This is a genomic window from Stenotrophomonas sp. GW821-FHT02D01 (genome assembly GCF_059421765.1).
The window spans coordinates 284,393-308,934 of the sequence record NZ_JBWKVP010000004.1 but is presented as its reverse complement, the minus strand read 5'-3'; the positions used below and the strand labels follow the sequence as shown (position 1 = coordinate 308,934).

Here is a 24,542-nt window from a genome sequence, read left to right as displayed (position 1 = left end):
ACGTTGTTTCATCGGTCGACCAGAGGTCAGCGCCGACCAAGGTCGGCGTCTACCACAGCAGGCGTCCGTCCCCGGGGTGGGATCAATCCCAGGCCGGTGCGATGCCTTCCGGATTGGCCAGGCGGTGGCCACGGTCCAGCTTGGCGATCTGCGCCATGTCGTCTTCGGTCAGGCGGATCGCGGCGGCTTCCAGGTTGCTGGCCAGGTTCTCGCGCTTGGTCGACGACGGAATGACCGCGTAGTCCTGCTGCAGCGCCCATGCCAGCGCGATCTGTGCCGGGCTGGCCTGATGACGGCCGGCGATGGCCTGGATCACCGGGTCCTTGATCACCTCGCCGTAGGCCAGGCTCATGTAGGCAGTGACGCGGATCCCGTTGTCCTGCAGGAACTTCACCAGCAGGCGGTTCTGCAGGTAGGGGTGGATCTCGATCTGGTTGGTGGCGATGGCATCGGCGCCGAGGATCTCGATCGCCTTGCGGGTCTGGGCGATGGTGAAGTTGGAGATACCGATCTCCCGGGCCAGCCCCTGTGCCTTGGCGTCGGCCAGGGCAGGCAGGTATTCCTCCATCGGCGTGTCGACCTTGTCGTTCGGTGACGGCCAGTGGATCAACGCCAGGTCGACATGGTCGGTGCGCAGCTTTTCCAGGCTGGTGCGCAGGCTGGCCAGCAGCGCATCGCGCTTGAACTCGGTGATCCACACCTTGGTGGTCAGGTAGATCTCGTCACGCGGTACGCCGGACTCGGCGATGGCCTGGCCAACCTCGGCTTCGTTGCCGTAGATCTGCGCGGTGTCGATGGCGCGGTAGCCGACGTCCAGCGCGTTGCGCACCGAGTCGATCACGGTCTGGTCTTTCAGGCGGAAGGTGCCGAGGCCGAAAGCGGGGACAGTCATGGAGAACTCCAAAGCGGGGGAAGGAGATGATGGGAAAGGGTAGGGCAGGGGCCGTGTGCATGCCGGCAACGGTGCATTGCACGCATCAGTGCGCGCTCACCGCGATGCCTTCGGCGCGATCGTCGATACCGTCGCGACGGTCCAGGCGGCCGCTGAGTGCCGTCAGTGCGAACGCACCGACCACCACCAGCGCACCCAGCCACGGCGTATGCATCAGGCCGATGTGCTCGACCACCAGGCCGCCCAGCGACGCACCCAGCGCGATGCCGATGTTGAAGGCGGCGATGTTCAGGCCCGAGGCCACATCGGTCGCCTGCGGGGCGTAGCGCTGTGCCTGCTTGACCACATACACCTGCAGGCCGGGCACGTTGCCGAACGCCACCGCGCCCAGTGCCAGCACGGTCAGCAGCATCAGCCAGGTGTTGTGGGCGGTGAAGGTCATGACCAGCAGCACGATGGCCAGCAGCGCGAAGATGCGCTTCAGCGCGGGAATCGGGCCCATGCGGTCGGCCATGCGGCCGCCCCACAGGTTGCCGATCGCCACCGACACGCCATACACCAGCAGCACCAGGCTGACCGCGTTGGCCGAGAAGCCGGTGACGTCCTGCAGGATCGGCGCCAGGTAGGTGAAGGACAGGAAGGTGCCGCCGTAGCCAAGCGCGGTGATGGCATACACCATCAGCAGGCGCGGCTGCGCCAGCACGCCCAGCTGCTGGCGGAAGGTGGCCGGCGCGCTCTGCGCCAGGCCGCGCGGTACGAACAGCAGGCTGCCCAGCAGCGCGATCACGCCCAGGCCGGCCACGGCCAGGAAGGTCGCGCGCCAGCCCAGGTGCTGGCCGATGAAGGTGCCCAGCGGCACGCCGGTCACCAGCGCCACGGTCAGGCCGGTGAACATGATGGCGATCGCGCTGGCGGCTTTCTCTTTCGGCACCACGGCGGTGGCGATGATCGAGCCGATGGAGAAGAACACGCCGTGGGCCAGGCCGGTGAGGATGCGGGCGACGATCAGCGAGGTGTAGCCCGGTGCCATCCATGCGATGACGTTGCCGAGGGTGAACAGCACCATCAGCGCCACCAGCAGGGTCTTGCGCGGCACGCGGCCGGTGAGCGCGGTCAACACCGGCGCGCCGACGGCCACGCCCAGGGCATACAGGGAGACCAGCAGGCCGGCCGAGGGCAGGCTGACCTGCAGGTCGGCGGCGATGGTCGGGATCAGGCCGACGATGACGAATTCGGTGGTGCCGATGGCAAAGGCACCGAGGGTCAGCGCCAGCAGGGCGAGCGGAATGCCACGGATCATGACAGTGTCCAGAGGGAAGGAAGGCGCGCAGTGTGCGCGGCCGACCTTTGCCGAAAAACCGGTCTTCACGCCAATCACTCTTGCCGCGTGGTCAATAATGGCGCCATGAAAACCACCCTCGACGAAATGCAGGCCTTCCTCGCGGTGATCGACAGCGGTTCGATCAGCGGGGCTGCCGAGCAGCTGGGGCAGACACCTTCGGGCGTGAGCCGTGCGCTGGGTCGGCTTGAGGACAAGCTGGGCACGACCCTGCTGACCCGCACCACCCGCCGCCTGCACCTGACCGCCGAGGGCGAGGCCTACCTGCGCCATGCGCGGGCGATCATCGATGCGGTGGAATCGGCCGAGGAACAGATGGCGGCGCGGCGCGAGCGTCCGGCAGGCCGGCTGCGGGTGGATGCAGCGATGCCGTTCGTGCTGCACGTGATCGCGCCGCTGGTCGCTGGCTACCGCGCGCGCTATCCGGACGTGCAGCTGGAGTTGAACAGTTCCGAGCGCTACATCGACCTGCTGGAACGGCGCACCGATCTGGCGATCCGTATCGGCCCGCTGGCCGATTCCACCCTGCATGCGCGGCCGCTGGGGCGCTGCCGGCTGCAGGTGCTGGCCAGCCCGGCCTATCTGGCCACGCGTGGCGAGCCGGCCAGCGTGGTGGCATTGGGTCAGCACACGCTGTTGGGGTTCAACGAGCCGGAGTCATTGAACCGTTGGCCGCTGCCGGGCGATGCCGAGGGGCAGCTGCTGGTGCGGCCGGACATCGCGGTGTCCAGCGGCGAGACCCTGCGCACGCTGGCGGTGGAGGGCGTGGGCATCACCTGCCTGTCCGACTTCGTGACCGAACGCGACCGCGCGGCCGGCACCCTGGTGCCGGTGCTGGCCGCGCAGACGCTGGATGTGTACCAGCCGATCCATGCGGTGTACTACCGCAACACGGCCGTATCGGCACGGATCAGCTCGTTCCTGGATTACCTGGGCGAGGCGATGGCCGCATCGGATTACCTGCGCTGATGGAGTGTCCGGGTTGCCGGCCAGCGGCCGGCACTACCGGGAATCGCACGCATGGGTAGTGCCGGCCGCTGGCCGGCAACCCCCACACTGCCCGGCGGTTCCGTCACGCCGCGCGCGCCAAGGCACCCGTTGCTGTCGCCGTGGTGGACAGATCAAACACATCCACCGCTTCGATCAGGCGATCCGCCTGCTGTTCCAGGCTGCGTGCCGCGGCGCTGGCTTCTTCCACCAGCGCGGCATTCTGCTGGGTGGTGCCATCCATCTGGATGATGGTCTGGCTGACCTGCTCGATGCCGGCCGACTGCTCCTGCGACGCAGCGGAGATCTCGGCCATGATGTCGGTCACGCGCTGCACCGACGCGACGATCTCGGCCATGGTGTCGCCGGCCTGGCGCACGCGCTGCGCACCGTGGCCAACCTGTTCCACCGACGCCTCGATCAGCGATTTGATTTCCTTGGCCGCTGCCGCCGACCGCTGTGCCAGCGTACGCACTTCACTGGCGACCACTGCGAATCCACGGCCCTGCTCGCCGGCACGCGCCGCTTCCACCGCGGCATTCAGCGCCAGGATGTTGGTCTGGAACGCGATGCCGTCGATGACGCTGATGATGTCGGCGATCTGCCGCGACGAGCCTTCGATCGCATCCATCGTCGCCACGACCTGGCCGACCACCTCACCGCCGTGCGAGGCCACGCTGTGCGCACCGATCGCCAGCTGGTTGGCCTGCCGCGCATGCTCGGCGTTCTGGCGCACGGTGGAGGTCAGTTCCTCCATCGACGCGGCGGTTTCTTCCAGGTTCGCCGCCTGCTGTTCGGTGCGGCGCGACAGGTCGTTGTTGCCGGCGGCAATCTCGGCAGCGGCGGTGTGGATGCTGCCGGAGGCGTGCTTGATGTCGCTGACGATCGTCGCCAGCTGTGCGGCGGTGGCGTTGGCATCCCCCGCAATGCGGGCGAACACGCCCTGGAAGTCGCCGTCCATACGCGCACCCAGGCGACCATCGGCAATGGCACGCAGCATGGCAGAGACCTCCCCCAGGTTCTGTTCGGTGGTCTGCATCAAGCGATTCAGGCCATCGACCATCGCGCGGAAATCATGCTCGAAGCGCGCACTGTCGCCGCGCTGGCTGAAGTCGCCCGCTGCCGCAGCTTCGGCCAGGCGGCGGATCTCGCCGTTGATCGCGCCCAGGTTGGATTTCACCGCATCCAGCGCCTGGGTGATCACGGCCTTCTCGCCGGGCAGGCGCTCCATGTCCAGGCTGAGATCGCCCACTGCATAGCGGCCCATGATCGTGATCGCGCGCATCTTCACCTGGATGTGCGCATCGACCAGGGTGTTGGTGTCGGCCACCATCGTGCCGTAGGCGCCGGGGAAGGCGCTGCTGTCCATGCGGTGGCTGATCGTGCCGGCGTCGTGTGCCCTTGCCATCGCGGTCTGCGCATCAAGCACGCCACGCAGGGTGCTCTGCACGGCCTGCATCGCCTGTGCCAGGCGACCGATCTCGTCGCGGCTGCGCACCTGCACCACGTGGTCGAGGTCACCGGCGGCAACCGCACGCGCGGCTGCTTCCACCGCCAGCACCGGCTGCACCACGGCGCGCCGCAGCCACCAGCCAAGGGCGATCAGCAGCAGCACGGCGGCGCCGATGGTCAGCGCGGCGCACAGCAGCAGCGTCTGCCGTGCCTGGTGCGAACGCGCGGTCACCGCGGCTTCGGCCACCTGGGTGGCCTGCGTACCCAGCGCATCCAGCGCGGCCGCCACCGGACGGTCCTTGCCACGCACAAGGGAATCGCCAACCGCCGGGTCGTAGCTGGCGTCAGCGAAGGACTGCAGTGCGGCGTGGTAGTCCTGCTGCAACTGTGCGTGCAGACCGGAAAACGCCTGCGCCAGTTCGCGCGTGCGCGCATCGGGGCTGGCGGCCAGGCCCGTGGCCAGTTCGGCAACGACGCGGCCTTCGTTGTCGAAGGCCTGCAGGTGATGCTGGCGCAGCGCGTCATCGTGGCCGCGCAGCAGCACGTTCTTCCACTCCTGTACCTGTCCGCGGAATTCGCGTTGCAGGCGCTCGGCGTCGCGGCTGTGGGCAACCTCCGGGGGGACTTCGGTGGACAGCTTCAACCAGGCCGACGCCAGGCCCGCCAGGGCGCATACCAGGACAACAGCCAGACCAACAGAAACGGCACCGAGCAGCTTCGACTGCAGCCGCGGCGCATGGGAAGAGGCTTTCATGGGACGAGATCTCGGAAGGGGTGCGATGCGGTATCGACCGTCCTTTAGCGCTCTGAAGTGCGATGCGTGTCACATTCCCGTTCTGTTTAGTGATGTGAAGAATGTGTTTCATTGGACAAATGTGTCCATATGGAACGAAAGAAGACCCTCGACAGGTGGTTTAAATGTAACTATTGTTGTTACATGAAATCCGCGAACCCGCTTTCCGACGCCCTGCACGTGATGGCCCATCTGGTCGGCCAGCACGGGCCGCGAACCTCCGAACAGCTGGCGACCTGCCTGCCGACCCATCCGGTGGTGATCCGCCGGCTGCTGGCGCAGATGCACAAGGCCGGCCTGGTACGCAGCACGCGCGGCCACGGTGGCGGCAGCCAGCTCGCCCGCGACGCGGCGACGATCACCCTGCACGACGTCTACCAGGCCATCGGCGCGCCGCCGATGGTCCAGGTCGGTACCCGCGAAGGCAGGGGCGGCTGCCCGATCCAGCAGCTGGTCAACCAGGCCCTGCTGGAGAGTGCCCGCGAAGCGCAGCGCCTGCTCGAGCAGCGGCTGCAGGCAACCACCCTCGACCAGCTTGGCGCCGACTTCGCCCGCCATCTTGCCCATCACCGTTCCCTGGAAGGTCACCATGAATCCTGATGTCCTCATCGTCGGCGGCAGCTACGCCGGCATCGCCGCCGCACTGATCCTGGCGCGTGCGCGCCGGCCGGTCACCATCATCGATGCGGGTTTGCCGCGAAACCGTTTCGCCAGCCATTCGCACGGCGTGCTGGGCCTGGACGGCGTCAGTGGCGCCGAGTTGTTGAAGAACGCGCGCCAGCAACTGCTGGACTACCCGACCGTGCGTTGGCTGAATGCCGAAGCGGTGCAGGCCACGCTCCGCACCGAAGGTGTGGAGGTGCGTACGGCAGACGGCCAGGTACTGACCGCACGCAAGCTGCTGCTGGCCACCGGTATCGCCGACCAGCTGCCCGATCTGCCCGGCCTGGCCGAGCGCTGGGGCAGCACCGTGCTGCACTGCCCGTACTGCCATGGTTATGAAGTGGGTGGCGGTTCGATCGGCCTGCTCGGCGGCCATCCGATGTCGGCCGGCAAGGCGTCGCTGTTCGCCGACTGGGGCAACGTCACCTTCTTCAGCCAGGGCCTGCCGATCAGCGACGAGGAGCTTGCCGCCATGCAGCAGCGCGGCGTGCAGGTGGAAACCACGCCGGTGGTAGGTGTGCACGGCGAGCAGCCGACGTGGCTGGAAGTGGAACTTGCCGACGGTCGCCGAGTCGCCCAGCGTGCGCTGTTCGTGCCGGCCATGCAGCAGATGGCCACGCCGCTGGTACAGCAGCTGGGCTGCGCGCTGGTGGAGAGTCCGCTGGGCGTGCTGGCCGAGGTGGACATGATGAAACAGACCTCGGTGCCGAATGTGTACGCCGCCGGTGATGCGACCACGGTCGGCAACATCACCCTGGCCATGGCCGAAGGCGTGCGCGCGGGCATCGGCATGCACCATGCGCTGGTGGCCGAGGACAGCCTGCCGCGCTGAGGCAATGCATCCACGCATGGCGCGGATCCGTTGAAGGGTGCCGACGTTGGCCGGCACCCTCCGCCTTCAACCTTCCACGCTGGCCGCGTCCAGCTGCGCCACATCCTGCACGCTCAACGCCACGTTCGCCGCCGCCAGCAGGTCGTGCAGCTGCTCCACGCTGGTGGCACTGACGATCGGTGCGGTGATCGACGGCCGTGCGATCTGCCATGCCAGTGCGATCTGCGCGGCAGTGGCGTTGTGCTTGCTGGCCACGTCATCCAGTGCTTGCAGAATGCGCAGTCCGCGCGGGTTCAGGTAGCGCTTGACCACGGTGGCGCCGCGCGCGGAACTCTTGCCGGCATCGTCCGGCGTGCGGTACTTGCCACTGAGGAAGCCGCTGGCCAGTGCGTAGTAGTTGATCACGCCGATCTGCTCGCGCTGCACCAGCGGTTCCAGTTCCTTCTCGTAGCCGGCGCGGTCGTACAGGTTGTACTCCGGCTGCAGGGTTTCATAGCGCGGCAGCCCGTAGTCGGTAGAGACCTTCAAGGCATCGGCCAGACGCGTGGCGCTGTAGTTGGACGCGCCGATCGCGCGCACCTTGCCCGCCTCGATCAGGCGACCGAACGCGGCCAGGGTCGCTTCCAGCGGCGTGGATTCATCATCCTCGTGGGCCTGGTACAGATCGATCACCTCGGTCTGCAGGCGACGCAGCGAATCCTCCACCGCCGCATTGATGTTGTCCGGGGTGAGGCCGGGCCGCTCGGCCCATTTGGCCACCTTGGTCGCCAGCACCACCTTGTCGCGCTTGCCGCTGCGCGCGAACCACTTTCCCAGCAGCGTCTCCGACTCGCCACCCTGGTTGCCCGGCACCCACGCCGAGTACACGTCGGCGGTGTCGACCAGGTTGAAGCCGGCATCCACGAAGGCATCCAGCAGGGCGAAGCTGGCCTTCTCATCGGCGCTCCAGCCGAACACGTTGCCACCGAAGGCGAGCGGAGCTACATGCAGGCCTGAACGGCCCAGTTCGCGGTTTGCCGTCATGGGCACGGACTCCTTGGGGGAAGTCCTTCAGGATAGAACGCGATGTGTGACCGCGCTGCGGCGCTGACCACAAAACTGTGTTCCGCACCGCGCACGCGGCTAACGTTTTGTGAACACCTGCGGCGCGGCGGCTGCTAGTCTCGCCGCATCTTCCGCTGGAGTCGCCCCGATGATTGCTGCCTCATCCCTGCGTGGTTGCCGCCTGCTGCTTGCTTCGGCGCTGCTGGTTGCCGTTCCCGCATTCGCCGCGCCGGCCACGGTCGCACCGGCAAAGATCCAGGTGTCGCCCGCGATCGATGCCGCGGTGAAGGCCTCGACCCGCGACCCGGCCAACGTCAAGCGCGACGGTTTCCGTCATCCTGCGCAGACCTTGGGCTTCTTTGGCGTCGCGCCGGAAAAGACCGTCATCGAGATCACCCCGGGCAATGGCTGGTACTCGGAGATCCTGGCGCCGCTGCTGCGCGACAAGGGCCATTACATTGCCGCGGTGGTCGATCCGCAGGCCGTGGCTGAAGGTCGCGGCCGCGACTACCAGCAGCGCAGCCGCGACAGCCTGGAAAAGAAGTACGCCGCCGCACCGGCACAGTTCGACAAAACCACCGTGGTTGCCTACGACCCGGCCAAGCCGGTGTTCGGTGCAGCCAACTCGGCCGATGTGGTGCTGACCTTCCGCAACGTGCACAACTGGCGCAAGGCCGGCCAGGCGCAGGGCATGTTCCAGGGCTTCTTCAACGTGCTCAAGCCGGGCGGCGTGCTCGGCGTGGTCGAGCACCGCGCCAAGGCCGACGTGGCCGACGCTGACGACACCGGTTATGTGGGCCAGCAGCAGGTGATCGCGATGGCCGAGGCCGCCGGTTTCAAGCTGGACGCGCGCACCGAGGTCAATGCCAACCCGCGCGATACCAAGGATCATCCGAATGGCGTGTGGACCCTGCCGCCGACCAACCAGCATGACAAGGCGGATGACGCCAAGTACCAGGCCATCGGTGAAAGCGACCGCATGACCCTGCGTTTCGTGAAGCCGTGACCCGGTAGCGCCGGGCCATGCCCGGCGAGCACGCGGCGTGGCATGGGACAATGCCCTGCCCGCCGCCTGCCGTCCCCGCGATGCTGATTGCCTTCAACAAGCCGTTCAACGTGCTCTGCCAGTTCACCGACCGCAGCGTGCCGCCGCGGCCGACATTGGCCGGCTTCGGTTTGCCGCCGCGCGTCTACGCTGCCGGCCGCCTCGACCATGACAGTGAAGGCCTGCTGCTGCTGACCGACAACGGTACGCTGGCGCACAAGTTGACCGACCCGAAGCACAAGGCGGACAAGCTCTACTGGGTGCAGGTGGAAGGCACGCCCAGCGAAGGGCAGCTGCAGCAGCTGCGCGATGGCGTGGTGCTCAATGATGGGCCGACGCTGCCGGCGAAAATCGAGCGCCTCGATCCTGCGCCTGAACTGTGGCCGCGCGATCCGCCGGTGCGCTTCCGCAAGACGGTGCCCGACAGCTGGCTGGCGATCACGATCCGCGAAGGGCGCAACCGCCAGGTGCGGCGGATGACCGCTGCGGTGAACCTGCCGACGCTGCGGCTGGTACGCGCTGCAATGGGGCCGTACCGGCTGGATGACCTGCAGCCCGGGCAGTGGCGGCAGATCGGCTGAAAAAAAGGCCGGAGGCCTTGCGGCGTCCGACCCTTGTGCAGCGTGATGGGGTCAGAGCCCTTCCTGCGGAAGGGATCCGACCCCGGTCAATCAGGCGTCGCTGCCGATATCGCTGTGCTCGTCGACCACGGTGTCGTTGCGGCGATCGCGCGCGTTGATGCGCTGGGCCTGGCCGTTGACCACATGGCCATTGGCCGCCTTCTTCTTCTGTTGCTTGCGGTACAGCGCATAGCCCAGCAGGCCTACACCCACGGCAGCTGCCGCGATGGTCACCGCCGGATTGCGGCGGGCGAACTTGGTGGCGACCTTGCCGCCGGTCTTCACCGCGCCAAGGGCGGCGCCGGTCTTGATCCAGTCGCTGGCCTGCGGGCCGAGGTGACGCAGGCTGCCGCCCGCGCTCTTCAGGCCATCGCCTGCGGTATGGGCCAGGTCGAGGGCGCGCTCCAGGGCGCGGTCGGTGATTACGGTCAGCTTGCTCATGCGGGGGTGTCCTTGCCTCGGGTCGAAGTCCAGTGTCGCCTGTTGCCCGTAAACGGTATGTCAGTCAGGCGGGCGCGTGGTGTGACTCTACCGCAGCCATTCAGGAACGGGCGGGGTGTCGGCGCGCATTACGTCCCGCGCGGCTTGGCCCGGTGCGTTGCCGTAGCCGTCCATGGGTCGTCCGGCCACGGGTGGCGCGGGTAACGGCCTTTCATCTCCTTCTTCACCTCGGCGTAGGTGTTCTCCCAGAAATTGCGCAGATCCTGGGTGACCTGTAACGGCCGGCCACCCGGCGACAGCAGGTGCAGGGTCAGCGGCACCCGGCCATCGGCGATGCGTGGCGTATCGGCCAGCCCGAACAACTCCTGCAGCTTCACCGCCAGCACCGGCGGCAGCGGCTCGCCGCTTTCGCCATCCAGCGCATAGGTGATCGGCCGTTCCAGCCCTGACGGTACGGTGATCCGGGTGGGCGCGTGGCGCTCGACCAGCTGCCGCTGCGACCACTCCAGTGGCGACTTCAGCGCTTCGCCGAAACTGGTCTCGTCCAGCGCATCCAGACGTGTCCTGCCAGCGAATGCCGGCTGCAGCCATTGCGCACGGTTGGCCAGCAATGCGGCGTCACTGCAGTCGGGCAGGCCCAGTTTGGGCATCCAGCGCCGCAGCGATTCAACCCGCGCCTGCCACTGGCGCAGACCCTCGGTCCATGGCAACGCCTGCAGGCCGAGCTCGGCAACGGCGTCGGTCAGCGCCTGCGCCGCCAGCTGCGGATCAACCCGGCCGGCCGAACGACTGTCCATTACGATGCGGTCGAAGCGTGTTTCGCGCAGCGCGACCAGGGCGCGGCGGGTGTCATCCCAGCGCACCGCGTCTTCGGTCACGAAGCGCTCGGGCCAGTTCCTGCGCAGATAGGTTTCATCCACCGGTGCGGCGCGCAGCAGCAGCGCGTCGCGGGCTTCGAAGCGCAGCTCGCTGGCCACCAGCCACGGTTCGCCCCGCAGGTCGCTCAGTTCATGCAGGCGGGCGCTGCGGCCGTTGGCCAGCAGGTAACGCAGCGGGTCGTTCGGATGCTGGAAGGCAATGCGGTCGGGGAAGGCATGGGCCAGCAGGTCGCCCAGCTCGTGGGCCTCGATGCTGGCGGGCGGTGCGGCGTCACAACGCAGGCGACGGCGCCACTGTTTGGCAGCGGCATCGATGGCGGCCAGGCCACTGCGATTGGCATCGGCCGGCGCACGGCCGTTGCGGAAGGCCGCCAGTGCGCGCCAGCGTGCGGCCAGTGCATCACCGCCCTGGCGCAATGGGTCACGAGCTTCCAGCAATGCCGCCAGATCGGCGGCCAACGCCTGCGCGCGGGCATCAGCTGCGGCCAGCAGCATCGCGGCCATCCGCGGATGGGTGCCCAGCGCCAGTATGCGGCGGCCGAGTGCAGTGATCGCGCCGCTGCTGGACAACGCGCCGAGGCGCTGCAGCAGTTCGCGTGCGGCGGCCATCGGCCCAGTCGGTGGCGGGTCAAGGAAACGCAGGTCACTGCTGCCCCAGGCGGCCAGTTCCAGCGCAAGGCCGGCCAGTTCAACCTGGTCGATCTCGGCGCGACGCTGCGGTTCCAGCCGCTGCGACTGCGGCCACAGCCGCCAGGCCACGCCCTCGGCCACGCGCCCGGCACGGCCGGCACGCTGGTCGGCCGAGGCCTGCGCAATGGCGACCACGTCCAAGCGGGTGAATCCACTGTTGGGGTCGTAGCGCGGCTCGCGCGCCTGGCCGCTGTCGATCACCACGCGCACGCCGGGCAGGGTCACCGAAGATTCGGCGACGTTGGTGGCCAACACCACGCGGCGGCGGCCGTCGCTGGCGGCCTGCAGCACGCGCGCCTGCTGTTCCACCGGCAGTTCACCGTGCAGGGCCAGTACGTCCACCGCAGCGCCAGCAAGACTGTCCTGCAGGCCTGCCTGCACGCGTGCGATCTCACGTTGGCCGGGCAGGAACACCAGCAGGTCACCGGGGTGCTCGGCGAGCGCCTGCTGTACCGCGCGCCGCACCTGCAGTTCCAGCGCCTCGTCACGCCGGGCAGGGAAGTGGCTGATTGCCACCGGATAGCTGCGGCCTTCGCTGCTCACTCGTGGTGCATCGAGGAAGCGTGCCAGGCGTTCACCATCGAGCGTCGCCGACATCACCAGCAACCGCAGGTCATCGCGCAGCTGCGACTGCACGTCCAGCGCCAGCGCCAGGCCCAGGTCGCCACTGAGGTGGCGCTCGTGGAATTCATCGAACAGGATCGCGCCAACGGTTTCCAGCATTGGATCGTCCTGCAGCATCCGGGTCAGGATGCCCTCGGTGACGACCTCGATGCGCGTGCGCGCCGATACCTTGTTCTCGAAGCGGATGCGGTAGCCGACGATGCCGCCGACCTCCTCACCGAGCTGGCGCGCCATGAACATCGCGGCACTGCGCGCGGCCACCCGGCGGGGTTCCAGCAGGATGATCCTGCGGCCCTCCAGCCACGGCGCATCGAGCAGCGCCAACGGCACCTGGGTGGTCTTGCCGGCGCCGGGCGGGGCTTCCAGCACCAGCCGCGGGTGCACGGCCAGGTGCTGCTGGATCTGCGGCAGCAGCGGAGAGATGGGGAATTGCGGGGCGTTCATCTGCAAAGGATAAGGTGCCATGGCGGGCACGGGTACAATGCGCGGGTTTTCCTGCCTCTGCTGCCCCCATGCATCTGATCGATATCGGCGCCAACCTGACCCACGACTCCTTCGACCGCGACCGCGACGCCGTGCTGGACCGCGCACGCCGGGCCGGTGTGGTGCAGATGATCATCACCGGTGCCAGCCGCGAGCATTCGCCGCTGGCCCTGCAGCTGGCGCAGCAGCACCCGGGCTTCCTGTACGCCACCGCCGGCGTGCACCCGCACCACGCGGTGGAGTACACCGACGAGTGCGATGCGGAGATGCGCGCGCTGCACGCCCATGCCGAAGTGGTGGCGGTGGGTGAGTGCGGGCTGGACTACTTCCGTGATTTCTCGCCGCGCCCGGCGCAGCATCGCGCGTTCGAGCGCCAGCTGCAGCTGGCTGCAGACAATGGCAAGCCGTTGTTCCTGCACCAGCGCGACGCGCATGCCGATTTCATGGCACAGATGAAGAACTTCGAAGGCCGCATCGGTCCGGCCGTGGTGCACTGCTTCACCGGCGAGCGCCAGGAGTTGTTCGATTATCTCGACCAGGACTGGTACATCGGCATCACCGGCTGGCTGTGCGACGAGCGCCGTGGCGGTCACCTGCGCGAGCTGGTGAAGAACATTCCGGCCAACCGGTTGATGATCGAGACCGACGCACCGTACCTGCTGCCGCGCACCTTGAAGCCGATGCCGAAGGACCGCCGCAACGAACCGGTGTTCCTGTCGCACATCGTGGAAGAGCTGGCGCGGGACCGTGGCGAGGATGTGCAGACCACGGCGGCAAACGCCACGGCTGCCACGCGTGCGTTCTTCCGGTTGCCGGACGCGGGTTGATCGGCAAACGGTAGTGCCGGCCGCTGGCCGGCAATCGAACCCTGCTGCCGGCCAGCGGCCGGCACTACCCGTCAGCCGGGAACGCCCAGATCCGGTAGCGCCGGGCCATGCCCGGCGAGCGAAGCGGCAAGATCCGTCAGCCCTTCCCGATACGTTGGAAACCGCGGCGTCCAGCCCAGCGCGTCGCGCGTGCTGCGGCTGTCGATGCGCTTGCTGCTCTGGTAGAAGCGCCGCAATGTCGCGCTGACTGATGGGTCGTCCCAGGCCACCGCGGGTGGCATGGCGAAACCCCCCAGCTGCGCAGCGAAGGCCAGTACATCCTGCGGCGGTGCCGGTTCGTCATCGCTCGGCAGATACAGTGCGTTGGCCATGGGGCGTTGCATCGCGGCGATCACCACCGCAGCCAGGTCGTCCACGTGCAGGCGATTGAACACCAGCCCTGGCCGCACCACCTGCCGTGCGCGGCCCTGCGCCAGCTGCAGCAGCGCGTTGCGCCCGGGTCCGTAGAGGCCCGGCAGGCGGAACATCGCCGAGGCGATACCGCGCGCATCCGCCAGTGCACGCCATTGTGTTTCGGCGAGGCGACGCTGCATGCCTGCCGGCCCGGTGGCATCGGCAGCGCTATGCTCGTTGATCCAGCCACCGTCGCGGTCGCCGTAGACCGAGGTCGACGACAGGTAACCGAGCCAACGCAGTGAACTGCTGTCGCGCAACGCGGCACGCAGCAGGCGCAGCGCCGGGTCGCCCTCGGCATCGGGAGGAACGCTGCACAGCACCGCGTCGGCATGGGCAATCGCAGCGAGCAGGCTCGGGGCAAGCGCTGCGTCAGCACGCAGCTGATGACGCAGCAGGCCATCGTCAGGTGCCGACGCCGGATCGCGCACCGTGCCTTCCACGTGTATGCCCTGGGCCTGAAGGCGCGCGGCCAACACGCGGCCACTCCAGCCCATGCCGAGGATCAGTACGCGCTTCGGCAACGGGCCAGGCATGTTCATCGGATCACACCGAGCGCTGGGCCTGGTAGGCCTGCAGGCTGCTGTAGGCGACCTGCAGCAGCAACGCTTCCTGGCCCGCGGCGCGCGCACGCGCCAGCATGTCGCCGACGATCTGGGCCGCTTCCACCTGCTGGCCTGCTTCCAGGTCGCGCAGCATCGACGCCTTCAACGCCGAACCGGCTTGGGTCAGCGTGCCACGCGCGGTGTCCTGCGCTGCCTGCGGCACCGGCTCACCCGCTGCTTCGGCCACCGCCAGGCATTCGTCATAGAGCCCACGCACGATGGCGTCGCCGTCGTCGGTGGCCACGATCGTGCCGATGTCCGCACGCAGCAGGCAGGTGGCCGCCGCCAGCGCGGTGAGGAACGTGTACTTGATCCACTGTTCCTGGCCGATGTGCTCACTGGCCAGATGATCGAGATTGGCCTGCGAGCAGGCTGCTGCGAACGCCTGCACGCGCGCGGAGATCGCACCGCCATCGCGTTCGCCGAAAGTCAGCTTGGCCGGCTTGCCCAGGTGCAGCACCGCCCCATCAGGCGCCTTGGTCGCACTGATGAAGCACAGCCCGCCGAGCACGGCGTCACGGCCGAAGCGTGCGTCGAGCGCGTTGTAGTGATGCAGGCCGTTGAGGATCGGCAGCACGGTGGTGCCCGCGCCCACCGCCGGGGCGATGGCATCGATCGAGCTGTCCAGGTCGTAGGCCTTGCAGCTGAGGATCACCAGATCGAACGGCTTGTCCGCAGCCAGCGCAGGCAGGGCATCAGCGATGACGTGCTGTACCGGGAACGTGGCATCGCCCACCGGGCTGCGCAGCACCAGGCCATCACGATCCAGCTGCGCGGCGCGCGCAGGGCGCACGAGGAAGGTCACGTCCACGTCAGCCTGGGCCAGGCGACCACCGAAGTAACCGCCGGTACCGCCGGCGCCGAGGATCAGGATACGCATTGCATGCTCACTGCAGTTGGGGGATTCACTGCAGCGATTGTGCCGGAGTTTGCGGCCAACGGCTGAGCCCCTCGTGGTGGTTTGAAGCGCAAGCTGTGTTTGGGTCGGGGGGGGGGGGGCCTCACGGGGGACGCCGCAAGTACGTCCGTGTAGGCTTGGCCGCGCCATCCATGGCGCGGACACCCCCGCGAGCCCACCCCGCCCGACCCCTGACGGTTTCCGTGTGCGTCCACCACGGAAAACAAAGAAGAAAATCAAAAGCAACAGCGGGTCGCTTCGCTCGTTCCACGCGATCATCTTTCCGATGGATCTATATCCATCAGCTCACAAACGAAAAGAGCCGAGCAGATGCTCGGCTCCATCGCGAATGCTTCATCCACGCATGGCGTGGATCTACTGTGTCGACCAGGGTCGACACCCACCAACAGCAGCACGGACGCCGTTCCGACAGCAGCGGAAAACTGTCGAAGGCGGGGTGGGTCCGGTTGCGGGGGTGTCCGCGGCATGGATGCCGCGGCCAAGCCCCCAGGGATGGGTTTACGGCGTCCCCCGCAACCGGACCCCCCCGCCATCCCTCGGATAGCCCGCGTTTGACGTTGCTGTTGCTGTTGCTGTTGCTGTTGCTGTTGCCGGCCAGCGGCCGGCACTACCTACCAACGCGGGTGCAGGGCCGCAGGCCCTGCAGAACATCCTCAGCTGCGCATGCCCACGCCACGGCGCAACAACCACAGCGCCAGCGCCGTCAGCACCACCGCGAAACCGATCATCAGCGCATACGCCACCACCACCGGCACATCGCTGCTGCCCAGCAGGCCATAGCGGAACGCGTTGACCATGTAGAAGATCGGGTTCGCGTGCGTGGCGGCCTCTGCCCATGGCGGCAGCAGCTTCACCGAATAGAACACGCCGCCCAGGTAGGTCAGCGGAGTCAGGATGAAGGTCGGCACGATCGCCACGTCATCGAACTTCTTCGCATACACCGCGTTGATGAAGCCGGCCAGCGAGAAGATCGTCGCGCCCAGGATCACCGTGGTCAGCGTCACCAGCGGATGCGGGATGCGCACCGGAGTGAAGAACATCGCGATGATCAGCACGATCACGCCCACCATCAGGCCACGCAGCACCGCACCGGCCACGTAGCCCCACAGGATCACCCAGTTCGGCATCGGGCTGACCAGCAGCTCTTCCACGTGGCGGCCGAACTTGGCGCCGAAGAACGAGGAGCTGATGTTGCCGTAGCTGTTCTGGATCACGCTCATCATCACCAGGCCCGGCACGATGAACTGCATGTAGGTGTAGCCGCCCATGTCGCCCACGCGCGAACCGATCAGGCCGCCGAAGATCAGGAAGTACAGGGTCATGGTGATCGCCGGCGGTACCAGGGTCTGGCCCCAGATGCGCATGATGCGGGCGACTTCGCGGCGCACGATGGTCATCAGTGCGATGCGGTTGCGCTGGCCGTCGGTCAGGACCGGGGTCGGGGTGCTGCTCATGCGGACGTCTCCTGGTTGCCGGTGAGGCGCACGAACAGTTCCTCCAGGCGGTTGCTCTTGGTACGCATCGAACGCACGCGGATGCCCGCCGCGTTCAGTGCCTCGAACACGCGGTTCAGATCCATCGCACGTGGCATGTCGATGTCCAGCGTATGGCCGTCGGTGGCGATCAGGGTTGCCCCCTCGATCACCGGCAACTGGGCGGGCAGGGTGCCGTCGATGTCCAGCAGGAAGCCTTCCACGTCAAGCTTGGCCAGCAGTTCGCGCATCGGGCCCTGGGTGACGATCTGGCCGTGGTCGATGATGGCCAGGTTGCGGCACAGGTGCTCGGCCTCTTCCAGGTAGTGGGTGGTGAGGATGATCGTGGTGCCGGCGGCGTTGATCTCCTTCAGCACCCGCCACATGTCGCGGCGGATCTCGATGTCCACGCCAGCGGTCGGTTCGTCCAGGATCAGCAGGCGCGGCCGGGTCATCATCGCGCGGGCGATCATCAGCCGGCGCTTCATGCCACCGGACAGGGTGCGGCTCATCACCTGCGCCTTCTCCCACAGGTGGGCGCGCTTGAGCTCGACTTCGGCCATCTGCTCGGCTTCGGCGCGCGGCACGCCGTAGAAGCCGGCGTAGTTCACCAGGATGTCGAAGGGCTTTTCAAACAGGTTGAAGTTGATCTCCTGCGGCACCAGCCCGATCAGGCGCATGGTAGCGCTGCGGTTGCGCACCAGGTCGCTGCCGAACACTTCCACTTGGCCCTCGCTGAGGTTGACCAGGGAACTGATGATGCCGATCAGGGTGGACTTGCCGGCACCGTTCGGGCCCAGCAGGGCGAAGAAGTCGCCCGGGGCCACTTCCAGCGAGACCCCTTTCAGGGCCTGGGTGCCGTTGTCATAGGTTTTACGCAGGTCGCGCACGCGCAGGGCGGGCGCCGTATCGTTCAGGGAAGCCAAGCTCGAAGCCTTCGCGCCCATGGGCTGGCGCTGGAGAGGGGCGGGGAAGGTCTATTATAGAAGACCCCGAGGGCTTGCCCCGGCTACACACTGTCCCGAAAAGTCGTGCCTGTCCAATTCCCCATCAAACTGGTCGACCGCCGCATGCTGGCGCCCTCCATCGGCCATTACCAGTTCGTGCGTGACGACGGCCAGCCGCTGGATTTCCAGCCCGGCCAGTTCATCCAGGTCCATTTCAGCTACGCCGATGGCACCGAAACCAAGCGCAGCTATTCGCTGGCGACCATCCATGACCACGCGCTGGGGCCAGGCGAGGCGGTGGATATCGCGGTCAGCTTCGTACCCGGTGGCGCCGCCACGGCGCTGTTCGAGGCGCTGGACATCGGCGGCCAGGTCAGCGCGTCCGGTCCCTACGGTCGGTTCTGCCTGAACCCCGGCGACCACAACGGCCGCTACCTGCTGATCGCCACCGGTACCGGCGTCACCCCGTACCGCTCGATGCTGCCGTTGCTGGCAACGGCGATGGCCGAGCGGGGTGTGCAGGTGGTCCTGCTGCAGGGTGCGCGCAGCCCGGGTGAGCTGCTGTACAGCGATGATTTCTACAGCTTCGCCGAAAAGCACCCGAACTTCCGTTATGTGCCTTGCCTGTCGCGGGAACTGCCAGCCGAGCCGCACCCGGACGTACACCATGGCTACGTGCAGCAGGCGCTGGCGGCGTTCACGCCGGATCCGGCCACCGACATCGCCTACCTGTGCGGCAACCCGGACATGGTCGACGCCTGCGCCGAAGCGCTGAAGGCGGCGGGCCTGGGAAATCCGCAGATCCGCCGCGAGAAGTACGTCAGCAGCAAGTAGTGCCGGCCGCTGGCCGGCAACCCCGCACACCGGAGGCGGCACCACGCCGCCCCGGGACCATGCTTCAGTACGGCACCCAGGCATCGCGCCAGGCCGAACCCACACCCGGCCGGTACGCCTCGGCATTGACGTTGCACCACGCGCCTTCCGGGAACGGGCGGCAGGCGTACAGCTTGCCGTCGCTGCTCTTCACCACGGTCTGCCCGGGCACGTAGCTGCCGATACCGGCCGGATACACATGGTCGAAATCACCGCCGGGTGAGGGCGTACCCGGGTCTGGCACCTTGGTGTCCAGCTGGAAGCGGTTGCCGTCCTTCAGGTACACGCGGTTGTCGGTGGCCGAGGCGGTCGGCGTGATCGCGCCGTTGTTGAGTACGCCGACGCGCGCATGCTGGGCACTGGCGTTGACCTTGCGCGCAAGCGCCAATGGCCACTGCGCCGGCGTGGTCTGGCCTGCGGCCAAGGTGGCTTCCACGCGTTCCACGTCGTTGCCGTTGGCATTGAACACACGCAGCGCCAGGGTGGTGCCCACCGGCAGCTCGGTACGTGCAGTCACCGGCCCGGCATCCTGCCACTGCGGCACCGGCGTGGTACCGCCGCCGCCTTCAATGCGCACGTCCATGCAGGTATAGAACGCTTCGGTGGAATCGGCGCGCTGCCAGGTGTTGTAGATCACATGCTGGCCGCTGCGCTGCGGCAGCGTGCACTGCAGCTTGTAGGTGCCATCGGCCGACAGCGGCGTGTTGCCCAGCGAGCAGAATTCCTGCAGATCGGCCCAGCGCAGCGGGCTGCCCGGTTGCCAGCCGGCGCGGGTGACGAAGAACTTCCAGTCGCGCGTGGCGTGCGGGGCGGTCGCCTTGAACACGAAGGTGAACCTGCCGTTCGCATCGGGCTGGATCGGTGTGGTCTGCCAGTCGCTGCGCTCCAGGTCCAGGCCGCGGAAGGTCGGGTTGTTGCCGCTGCACAGCTTGCCGTCGGGCACCACGGCCTGGTGGTTGCCGTTGGCGTTGGCCTGGTTGATGCCGTTCCAGTCGTAGAACGCCTGCGAGCCGGCCACTGCTTTGGCTGCCGCGCAGGCCGGGTTGGTGGGGTTCTCCGGGTTGCCCTGGAAGCAGGCATAGACGCGGCTGACCGGGGTGATCATCGTGCCGTGTGCGGCGGCGTTTCCGGCAACGCCAACACCGGCGCCAACGAAGACGGTGGCCAACAGCAATGGGGTGTATCGCAGAGACATGGCGCATCCTTGTGGTCGTCGAAGGGAGCGGTGACCGCAGCACCCACGCCGTATCGCGCGACGGACGATGAGCGGTACCGCCGCGAGTATCGAGCTGCAACACGCAGTGGGAAACCACGTCAATGCCGATCCGTGACTACGTGTGTGAAGCCCTTCCCGCAGGCTTCACGCCACACTGAACGAACACGCTGGCGGTCACGCCTGCGGCGCGGCGACGATCACGTTCCCGTGCAACGTCATTGCCGCGGGTGGCCGACCCGATTCACCTCGCACGAAAAGCATCCATGTCCTGCGTTGTGCAGCTGCACGAAGGCCACCGTCGTATCGGCGAACAGCCGGTCCAGGTGCGTGGCAACCTCGGTGCCCTGGCAGACCAAGCCGCTCAGCATGAAGTCCGCGCTGTCATAGGCGCGCACCGAGATCAGCCGACGCTGCACGTAGGCAGGTACCACGCCCGCTGGCAGCACGCAGCGGGTTGCACCGCGCTGCACGAAAATCGGGCCCGAGGCGCGGTAAGGCGACTGCGTGGCCAGGTGGGTGTAAGGCAGCAGAAGCAGTTCTGCACCGGCAGGTGCGTCTGTCAGGCTGACCCTGCAGGGGTAGCCGCCGCTGTCGCCCGCGCGTCGGCGCACGATTCCCCGCGCGGCCAGCGCATCGTCGCTGGATTCGAAAAGCGCCTCGAACGGCTGGTGGTCGATGCCACTGAGTTGCCACGGATGCATGGAGTGTCTCCCGGTTCTGCGCGCATTCTGCCGGCGCCACGGGCCGCCTGCTCGCCATTTTCCGCCACCTGATCGCGCTGGCCGATACCACCCTGTACCGGGCAAAGGCCGAGGGTCGCAACCGTCTGGTGGCCGTGCCGACGCCGGCCCAGGACATCCGCCTGTCGCCGCCAGCGTCCGGCGCGTGTAAGTTGGGTCACATTCGATTGGTCACATCTGCCGCGGCACACCGTCGTGGTGGACAGGAACATCCCCAGGGGAATCACGCACGATGCAAAGACACCATTTCGCGCGGGCCGGGTTGCTGGCCAGCATGCTGATTGCCGGCTGCAGTGCACCGCCGCAGGCAGGGTCCGACGGCGCTGGCGATACACCCAGCCGCCGCTACGGCCAGATCGATTTCCGCCCCTGCACGCTGGCCACCGAAGGCGCCAATGCCAACGTCGAGGCGCAGTGCGCGACGTTCCAGGTGCCCGAGGACCGGAGCAGGCCGGATGGCCGCAGGATCGATCTGCGCGTGGCCTGGCTGGAGTCGGGCAACAGCGGTTCGGGCCTGCCGGACCCGGTGTTCTTCCTGGCCGGCGGACCTGGCCAGGCGGCCAGCGAGGTGGCCGTCATCGTCGATACGGCACTGCGCCAGGTACGCAAGCAGCGCGACATCTTCCTGATCGACCAGCGCGGCACCGGCGGCTCCAATCCGCTCAGCTGCCTGGGCGCGGACGGCAAGGAGCTGCCGATGGATGAAGACGCTGCGCCCAGCGAGGCGCTGCTGCGCGAGTACGCGGAGCGCTGCGCCGCGTCGCTGAAGGGCCGTGCCGACCCGCGCTTCTATACCACCGCCGAAGCCATCGCCGATCTGGACGCGGTACGCCAGGCGCTGGGCGCGAACACGCTGAACCTGGTCGGTGGCTCGTACGGCACCCGCGTTGCCCAGCGCTACGCGGCTGCGTATCCGCAGCACACCCGCAGCATCGTGATCGATGGCGTGGTACCGAACGAGCTGGTGGTCGGCGGCGATTTCGCCACGACCTTCGACAACGCGATCACCCTGCAGTCCGAGCAGTGCCGCAAGGACGCTGTCTGCAGCAAGCGCTTTCCGGTCGACACCCGTGCGCAGCTGCGCAGCGTGGTGGAAACCCTGCGCCGCGCGCCGGTCACGGTCGACTACCGCGACCCCGGCACCAATGCACCGCGGCAGGATGTGCTGACCCCGGACAGCGTGGTCGGCCTGGCGTTCGCCTTCTCCTACGTACCGCAGTACTCCTCGCTGTTGCCGCTGGTGCTGGATGAAGCGGCACAGGGTCGTTATGCACCACTGGCGTCGCTGGCGCGCGGTGCGACCCGCAGCATGGATTTCCAGATCAACCGTGGCATGCAGTGGTCGGTGATCTGCAGCGAAGATGCTCCGCGCTACCAGGCGCCGGTCGAAAGCAGCGACAGCCTGGTCGGCCCGGAAGTGGCGCGCGCGTTCTTCGCCGCCTGTCCGGTGTGGCCGCACCAACCGGCTGCGGCGGCTGCGGCAGTGCCGCTGCACAGCGACCTGCCAGTGCTGCTGCTGTCCGGCGAACTGGACCCGGTGACGCCGCCGCGTTACGCCGAGCAGGTGCTCAAGGGCCTGCCGAAGGGACGCGCGCTGGTTGCCCGCGGCCAAGGCCACGGCACCCTTACCGCCGGCTGCATGCCACGCCTGCTCGGCCAGTTCATCGACACCACCGATGCCAAGGCGCTGGATGCCAGCTGCCTGGACACGCTGAGCTACGTGCCGGCGTTCACCTCGTTCAACGGATGGGCCCCATGATCGTCGCCGACAACCTGCACAAGGCCTTCAATACCCGCACCGGTCGCATCCAGGCGGTGGCCGATGTCGGCTTCCGCGCCGAGGATGGCCGCATCACCGGCCTGCTTGGACCGAACGGCGCTGGCAAGACCACCACCATGCGCATGCTGTACACGCTGATGACGCCCGATGAAGGCAGCATCACCGTCGATGGCATCGACGCAGCCCGCGATCCGGTGGAAGTGCGTCGCCACCTCGGCGTGCTGCCGGATGCGCGTGGCGTCTACAAGCGGCTGACCGCACGCGAGAACATCGCCTACTTCGGCGAGCTGCATGGCCTGTCCGCGTCGCGCATCCGCGAACGCATCGAAGTGCTGTCGCATGCGCTGGACATGGCCGACATCCTCGATCGGCAGACCGATGGCTTCTCGCAGGGCCAGCGCACCAAGACCGCCATTGCCCGCGCGCTGGTGCACGACCCACGCAACGTGATCCTTGATGAACCCACCAACGGCCTGGACGTGATGACCACCCGAGCGCTGCGCCGCTTCCTGCTGGGCCTGCGCGAGGAAGGGCGCTGCGTGATCCTGTCCAGCCACATCATGCAGGAGGTCGGCGCGCTGTGTGACCACATCGTGATCATCGCCAAGGGTACGGTGATGGCCGCCGGCAGTGCCGATGAACTGCGCGCGCAGTCCGGCGAGCCCAACCTGGAAGATGCGTTCGTGAAACTGATCGGCAGCGAAGAGGGCCTGCACGCATGAGCATGATGTCGACCCTGATGACGGTGATGCGCAAGGAACTGCGCGACCTCTCGCGTGACCGCCGCACACTGCTGCTGACCCTGCTGTTCGGCCCCGTGCTGTACCCGCTGCTGATCCTGGGCATGGGCAAGCTGGCGGAAAGCCGCGTGCGCATCCAGATCGAACAGCCGCTGCAGATTCCGACCATCGGTGCGGAGAATGCGCCGAACCTGGTGCGCTTCCTGGCGGCGCAGGGATTGAACGCCGCGCCGGCACCGAATGATCTGGCCGAGGCGATCCGCTCGCAGGAGATCGACGTGGCCCTGCGCATCAGCCCTGAGTTCGGCAAGGACTGGGCCGATGGCAAGCCCGCGCTGGTGGAAGTGATCCGTGACAGCACCCGTCGCGCCGCCGAAGTGCCCAGTGCGCGCCTGCAGGCGGCCCTGGCAACCTACAACGGCCAGGTTGGTGCGCTGCGGCTGATGGCGCGTGGCGTCGACGCACAGGTTGCACGACCGCTGGATGTGGCCACCCAGGACATGGCCAGTGCCGAGGCCAAGCGCGGCATGATGCTGTCGATGCTGCTGCCGGTACTGCTGACGCTGACCTCATTCATCGGCGGCGCCTACCTGGTGATGGATGCCACCGCCGGCGAGCGCGAACGGCAATCGCTGGAGCCGTTGCTGGCGACCCCGGGTTCGCGCAGCGCCATCGTCAGCGGCAAGATCGCCGCCGCCTGCGTGGTCGGCTTCGCCTCGTTGCTGCTGACCTTGATCGCGTTCAAGGCCAGCGCACAGATCGCGCCCGGCAACGTCGGCCGGCAGCTCAACATGAACATCGGCTCGATGCTGCAGATGCTGCTGGTGATGGTGCCGATGCTGCTGATCGGCACCTCGTTGCTGACCTTCCTCTCGGCCGCGGCCAAGAGCATGAAGGAAGCACAGAGCCACATGACCTGGCTGGTGCTGCTGCCGATGCTGCCCGGCTACGCGTTGATGGCTTACCCGGTGAAGAGCGAGCTGTGGCAGTACGCGGTGCCGTTCCTGTCGCAGAACCAGATGCTGCTGAAGGTGATCCGCCACGAGGACATCAGCCCGACCATCTGGGCGGTCTACCTCGGCGCCAGCCTGGCGCTGGCCGCCGTGCTGTGGTTCGCCGCCGTGCGCCGCTACCACAACGAGCGGCTGGCGATTTCCGGCTGAGTGGAACCGGTAGCGCCGGGCCAT

22 protein-coding genes are annotated in these 24,542 nt (G+C 67.5%); 10 read left to right on the top strand and 12 right to left on the bottom strand.

All coding sequences use genetic code 11. The annotated features are described in order from the left end of the window. Positions 1-82: 82 nt before the first annotated feature. Together dkgB and AC07UW_RS11095 are read right to left on the bottom strand one after the other, a co-directional pair. Positions 83-892, bottom strand: coding sequence for a 2,5-didehydrogluconate reductase DkgB (gene dkgB, locus AC07UW_RS11100; RefSeq protein WP_495212062.1), 810 nt, complete (start codon positions 890-892; stop codon positions 83-85). An 85-nt stretch (positions 893-977) separates the two neighbouring features. Beyond that, a complete protein-coding gene (locus AC07UW_RS11095; protein ID WP_059065570.1) occupies positions 978-2,192 on the bottom strand; it encodes an MFS transporter in 1,215 nt (404 codons plus the stop codon). Between the two features lie 105 nt (positions 2,193-2,297). Here AC07UW_RS11095 and AC07UW_RS11090 point away from each other — a divergent pair, with 105 nt between their 5' ends. Then, entirely contained in the window at positions 2,298-3,200 is a 903-nt protein-coding gene (locus AC07UW_RS11090) for a LysR substrate-binding domain-containing protein (protein ID WP_495212061.1), read from the top strand. A 103-nt stretch (positions 3,201-3,303) separates the two neighbouring features. Here the strand turns inward: AC07UW_RS11090 and AC07UW_RS11085 are convergent, their stop codons facing one another. Then, on the bottom strand, positions 3,304-5,424 hold the full coding sequence (locus AC07UW_RS11085) for a methyl-accepting chemotaxis protein (protein WP_495212060.1): 2,121 nt from the start codon (positions 5,422-5,424) through the stop codon (positions 3,304-3,306). A 183-nt stretch (positions 5,425-5,607) separates the two neighbouring features. Between AC07UW_RS11085 and AC07UW_RS11080 the strand changes: the two genes are divergently transcribed. Continuing rightward, on the top strand, positions 5,608-6,063 hold the full coding sequence (locus tag AC07UW_RS11080; RefSeq protein WP_025877596.1) for an Rrf2 family transcriptional regulator: 456 nt from the start codon (positions 5,608-5,610) through the stop codon (positions 6,061-6,063). After that, a complete protein-coding gene (locus AC07UW_RS11075; RefSeq protein ID WP_495212059.1) occupies positions 6,053-6,958 on the top strand; it encodes an NAD(P)/FAD-dependent oxidoreductase in 906 nt (301 codons plus the stop codon). The genes AC07UW_RS11080 and AC07UW_RS11075 overlap by 11 nt, the downstream gene beginning before the upstream one ends. A 66-nt stretch (positions 6,959-7,024) precedes the next feature. Here the strand turns inward: AC07UW_RS11075 and AC07UW_RS11070 are convergent, their stop codons facing one another. Next, on the bottom strand, positions 7,025-7,981 hold the full coding sequence (locus AC07UW_RS11070; protein WP_032976826.1) for an aldo/keto reductase: 957 nt from the start codon (positions 7,979-7,981) through the stop codon (positions 7,025-7,027). Positions 7,982-8,150: 169 nt separating this feature from the next. Between AC07UW_RS11070 and AC07UW_RS11065 the strand changes: the two genes are divergently transcribed. Further along, entirely contained in the window at positions 8,151-9,008 is an 858-nt protein-coding gene (locus tag AC07UW_RS11065; protein WP_025877590.1) for a class I SAM-dependent methyltransferase, read from the top strand. A gap of 80 nt (positions 9,009-9,088) precedes the next feature. After that, a complete protein-coding gene (locus tag AC07UW_RS11060; protein ID WP_134833251.1) occupies positions 9,089-9,628 on the top strand; it encodes a pseudouridine synthase in 540 nt (179 codons plus the stop codon). Between the two features lie 90 nt (positions 9,629-9,718). Here the strand turns inward: AC07UW_RS11060 and AC07UW_RS11055 are convergent, their stop codons facing one another. Then, a complete protein-coding gene (locus AC07UW_RS11055; protein WP_025877588.1) occupies positions 9,719-10,108 on the bottom strand; it encodes a hypothetical protein in 390 nt (129 codons plus the stop codon). 128 nt (positions 10,109-10,236) lie between these two features. After that, positions 10,237-12,744, bottom strand: coding sequence for an ATP-dependent helicase HrpB (gene hrpB / locus AC07UW_RS11050; RefSeq protein ID WP_495212058.1), 2,508 nt, complete (start codon positions 12,742-12,744; stop codon positions 10,237-10,239). Positions 12,745-12,812: 68 nt separating this feature from the next. Here hrpB and AC07UW_RS11045 point away from each other — a divergent pair, with 68 nt between their 5' ends. Beyond that, entirely contained in the window at positions 12,813-13,610 is a 798-nt protein-coding gene (locus AC07UW_RS11045; protein ID WP_495212057.1) for a TatD family hydrolase, read from the top strand. A 71-nt stretch (positions 13,611-13,681) separates the two neighbouring features. Here AC07UW_RS11045 and AC07UW_RS11040 read toward each other — a convergent pair whose 3' ends face one another. The 4 genes from AC07UW_RS11040 to AC07UW_RS11025 all read right to left on the bottom strand — a co-directional run bounded on the left by AC07UW_RS11040 (position 13,682) and on the right by AC07UW_RS11025 (position 18,006). Then, on the bottom strand, positions 13,682-14,599 hold the full coding sequence (locus AC07UW_RS11040) for an NAD-dependent epimerase/dehydratase family protein (protein ID WP_495212098.1): 918 nt from the start codon (positions 14,597-14,599) through the stop codon (positions 13,682-13,684). Between the two features lie 10 nt (positions 14,600-14,609). Next, the gene (gene panE / locus AC07UW_RS11035; RefSeq protein ID WP_336022497.1) at positions 14,610-15,548 is read right to left on the bottom strand and encodes a 2-dehydropantoate 2-reductase; all 939 of its coding nucleotides are present in this window, start codon (positions 15,546-15,548) and stop codon (positions 14,610-14,612) included. 692 nt (positions 15,549-16,240) lie between these two features. Then, a complete protein-coding gene (locus AC07UW_RS11030; RefSeq protein WP_495212056.1) occupies positions 16,241-17,041 on the bottom strand; it encodes an ABC transporter permease in 801 nt (266 codons plus the stop codon). Then, positions 17,038-18,006 (bottom strand): ABC transporter ATP-binding protein, encoded by a 969-nt coding sequence (locus AC07UW_RS11025; RefSeq protein ID WP_312108583.1) that lies wholly within the window; start codon positions 18,004-18,006, stop codon positions 17,038-17,040. The genes AC07UW_RS11030 and AC07UW_RS11025 overlap by 4 nt, the downstream gene beginning before the upstream one ends. Before the next feature lie 84 nt (positions 18,007-18,090). Here AC07UW_RS11025 and AC07UW_RS11020 point away from each other — a divergent pair, with 84 nt between their 5' ends. Then, on the top strand, positions 18,091-18,840 hold the full coding sequence (locus AC07UW_RS11020; protein ID WP_025877574.1) for a ferredoxin--NADP reductase: 750 nt from the start codon (positions 18,091-18,093) through the stop codon (positions 18,838-18,840). Positions 18,841-18,904: 64 nt separating this feature from the next. On the opposite strand, the gene AC07UW_RS11015 is transcribed toward AC07UW_RS11020, so the two are convergent. Both AC07UW_RS11015 and AC07UW_RS11010 read right to left on the bottom strand, forming a co-directional pair. Next, positions 18,905-20,074, bottom strand: a complete 1,170-nt coding sequence (locus AC07UW_RS11015; protein WP_495212055.1) for a lytic polysaccharide monooxygenase — start codon at positions 20,072-20,074, stop codon at positions 18,905-18,907. Between the two features lie 236 nt (positions 20,075-20,310). After that, a complete protein-coding gene (locus AC07UW_RS11010; protein WP_223497103.1) occupies positions 20,311-20,796 on the bottom strand; it encodes a DUF1203 domain-containing protein in 486 nt (161 codons plus the stop codon). 271 nt (positions 20,797-21,067) lie between these two features. On the opposite strand from AC07UW_RS11010, the gene AC07UW_RS11005 reads away from it, so the two are divergent. Genes AC07UW_RS11005 through AC07UW_RS10995 form a run of 3 tightly spaced genes read left to right on the top strand, consistent with a single transcriptional unit; the run spans position 21,068 to position 24,518 of the window. Further along, positions 21,068-22,594, top strand: a complete 1,527-nt coding sequence (locus tag AC07UW_RS11005; protein ID WP_032976837.1) for an alpha/beta hydrolase — start codon at positions 21,068-21,070, stop codon at positions 22,592-22,594. Beyond that, positions 22,591-23,337, top strand: a complete 747-nt coding sequence (locus AC07UW_RS11000; protein ID WP_025877565.1) for an ABC transporter ATP-binding protein — start codon at positions 22,591-22,593, stop codon at positions 23,335-23,337. The genes AC07UW_RS11005 and AC07UW_RS11000 overlap by 4 nt, the downstream gene beginning before the upstream one ends. Further along, entirely contained in the window at positions 23,334-24,518 is a 1,185-nt protein-coding gene (locus AC07UW_RS10995; RefSeq protein ID WP_223497101.1) for an ABC transporter permease, read from the top strand. Before AC07UW_RS11000 ends, AC07UW_RS10995 begins: the two co-directional genes overlap by 4 nt. Positions 24,519-24,542: the final 24 nt, after the last annotated feature.

Coding starts and splice junctions, on each gene's coding strand:
- dkgB (WP_495212062.1), bottom strand. CDS start 892: ATGACTGTCCCCGCTTTCGGCCTCGGCACCTTCCGCCTGAAAGACCAG.
- AC07UW_RS11095 (WP_059065570.1), bottom strand. CDS start 2,192: ATGATCCGTGGCATTCCGCTCGCCCTGCTGGCGCTGACCCTCGGTGCC.
- AC07UW_RS11090 (WP_495212061.1), top strand. CDS start 2,298: ATGAAAACCACCCTCGACGAAATGCAGGCCTTCCTCGCGGTGATCGAC.
- AC07UW_RS11085 (WP_495212060.1), bottom strand. CDS start 5,424: ATGAAAGCCTCTTCCCATGCGCCGCGGCTGCAGTCGAAGCTGCTCGGT.
- AC07UW_RS11080 (WP_025877596.1), top strand. CDS start 5,608: ATGAAATCCGCGAACCCGCTTTCCGACGCCCTGCACGTGATGGCCCAT.
- AC07UW_RS11075 (WP_495212059.1), top strand. CDS start 6,053: ATGAATCCTGATGTCCTCATCGTCGGCGGCAGCTACGCCGGCATCGCC.
- AC07UW_RS11070 (WP_032976826.1), bottom strand. CDS start 7,981: ATGACGGCAAACCGCGAACTGGGCCGTTCAGGCCTGCATGTAGCTCCG.
- AC07UW_RS11065 (WP_025877590.1), top strand. CDS start 8,151: ATGATTGCTGCCTCATCCCTGCGTGGTTGCCGCCTGCTGCTTGCTTCG.
- AC07UW_RS11060 (WP_134833251.1), top strand. CDS start 9,089: ATGCTGATTGCCTTCAACAAGCCGTTCAACGTGCTCTGCCAGTTCACC.
- AC07UW_RS11055 (WP_025877588.1), bottom strand. CDS start 10,108: ATGAGCAAGCTGACCGTAATCACCGACCGCGCCCTGGAGCGCGCCCTC.
- hrpB (WP_495212058.1), bottom strand. CDS start 12,744: ATGAACGCCCCGCAATTCCCCATCTCTCCGCTGCTGCCGCAGATCCAG.
- AC07UW_RS11045 (WP_495212057.1), top strand. CDS start 12,813: ATGCATCTGATCGATATCGGCGCCAACCTGACCCACGACTCCTTCGAC.
- AC07UW_RS11040 (WP_495212098.1), bottom strand. CDS start 14,599: ATGCCTGGCCCGTTGCCGAAGCGCGTACTGATCCTCGGCATGGGCTGG.
- panE (WP_336022497.1), bottom strand. CDS start 15,548: ATGCGTATCCTGATCCTCGGCGCCGGCGGTACCGGCGGTTACTTCGGT.
- AC07UW_RS11030 (WP_495212056.1), bottom strand. CDS start 17,041: ATGAGCAGCACCCCGACCCCGGTCCTGACCGACGGCCAGCGCAACCGC.
- AC07UW_RS11025 (WP_312108583.1), bottom strand. CDS start 18,006: ATGGGCGCGAAGGCTTCGAGCTTGGCTTCCCTGAACGATACGGCGCCC.
- AC07UW_RS11015 (WP_495212055.1), bottom strand. CDS start 20,074: ATGTCTCTGCGATACACCCCATTGCTGTTGGCCACCGTCTTCGTTGGC.
- AC07UW_RS11010 (WP_223497103.1), bottom strand. CDS start 20,796: ATGCATCCGTGGCAACTCAGTGGCATCGACCACCAGCCGTTCGAGGCG.
- AC07UW_RS11005 (WP_032976837.1), top strand. CDS start 21,068: ATGCAAAGACACCATTTCGCGCGGGCCGGGTTGCTGGCCAGCATGCTG.
- AC07UW_RS11000 (WP_025877565.1), top strand. CDS start 22,591: ATGATCGTCGCCGACAACCTGCACAAGGCCTTCAATACCCGCACCGGT.
- AC07UW_RS10995 (WP_223497101.1), top strand. CDS start 23,334: ATGAGCATGATGTCGACCCTGATGACGGTGATGCGCAAGGAACTGCGC.